Raw genomic sequence first — 1,547 nt, forward strand, 5'->3', positions numbered from 1 at the left:
TGCTATGGGGCACTATCGCACAGAAATGCTGACCAACAGAAGTAAACAATGGTGCGATGAGCATCTAATAATGCCTGATAAAGCTATTATAGTTAATGCAATTTATGAACGCGTGGTTCCACAATTTCATTTGCTTGAAAATGCAGACGAATTAAAAAGCCACCCTTTGTTATGCATTGATAGTCAGGCACATTATTATCAATTAATTAGCTCAATGAAGAACAGTCAGGTTTCAGATTTCGGTGGGTTTGATTCTCAGACCTCTGGGATAGTTCAAGCTCTTAATCATAGTAGATTGGATTTCCTGTCAAATATCCAGTTCGATCAAATGATTGCAATTCGTCAGTCTAATGAAAATATAGAGTTTAGAAAGCAGTTAAGAGAGCTTGTAAATAGCTTACCATTCACCCACATTTGTGACTTGAATTATGTCTCTGGTGAAGTTTGTTCATATATCGAATCTTTAATCTCTCAGCATCATAAAGATATAGAGAAAATTAAAGCCAAGTATAAAGCTAAACATAAGCAAACTGCTTTTATTGGAACCGCAAGTCTTTCTGTAGCTATATTTCCAGTTCTAGCGCCATTCATGACAGGTGTAGGTTTAATGGCTACTGGTGGGAAATACATCAACGATAAGCTTGAGGAAAGGAATGAACTCAAGCAAGCTTCTCACTCTCTGATGGGAGTTATATCATTGGCTAAATCGAAATAAAAAATATAATCGGTTAACTTGTAGTGGCATAGTTATTTTGGCCACTACAGAAAGAATCCTTAATTAGATTAGAAGCTATTGAGTTAGCATCAGTTTTGCTTTAAGGAATGTCAGCTTAATTTCGTCACTCTTGTTGAAGTTAAACTTACCGTCAGTAACAGCGTTGAATCGTTCAAAGTAGTAGTCGAGCATGGGATCGTATCTACCAGAGTGTACCCAGCTATAGAACTTCGGCAGTTCATAGTTTAACTCCCCGCTAAGGTCTGATCTAACTCTAAAATCAGAGTCGTTTTTTAAATCAACGATGTTCATTGCTTGAAGATTTGTCTTGATCTCTTCAACGAGTGGTATAAGAGAGTTTTTGTAACTATCAACCATAGGCACAAGGGCAGGATCGGTGACTTCTGCTTCGAAAATCATAATCAGATCATCAATCTCACTATTATAATAATCGTTATCTAATCGCTTTTCTGATTCAGATCTAAGAACATAGAGCTGTTCAAGCAGATCAGCTTTAGTTTCAATAGGTTGTTTTGAAAGCTTTTTCTGATAGTCAATGAACAAGCTTTCAATCTTTTCTGTAATTAAATCAAGATAGTCATATCGAGTTGTGAGAAATTCCAATAGTTCATTTATATTCAGGTGTAGCGCTAAATCTTCTTCATTTACATCTCTGCTGTATAAATGAACAGTTAAATCGCCAGTGTTGAAATGGCTGTCAAACGGCCAACTTGCAAAGCGTTTTGAGTTTGATTGATTTAATGATACAGGGTGAGCACCGAAGCAAGCTCTGATTGTCTTGAAGTAATTATTATCATCTTCATTAGGGAAT

The 1,547-nt window shown here is 36.3% G+C and carries 1 protein-coding gene and 1 pseudogene; one reads left to right on the forward strand and one right to left on the reverse strand.

What is annotated here, in order from left to right; genetic code table 11:
- Positions 1-715, forward strand: a pseudogene (locus H5202_RS22310) (hypothetical protein); the annotation flags it as partial.
- A 75-nt stretch (positions 716-790) separates the two neighbouring features.
- Here H5202_RS22310 and H5202_RS22315 read toward each other — a convergent pair.
- Positions 791-1,547 (reverse strand): hypothetical protein (locus H5202_RS22315; RefSeq protein ID WP_182773954.1); only part of this gene is annotated, 757 nt, incomplete at its 5' end.

This window comes from Shewanella sp. SG41-4, from assembly GCF_014164505.1.
GTDB lineage: Bacteria > Pseudomonadota > Gammaproteobacteria > Enterobacterales > Shewanellaceae > Shewanella.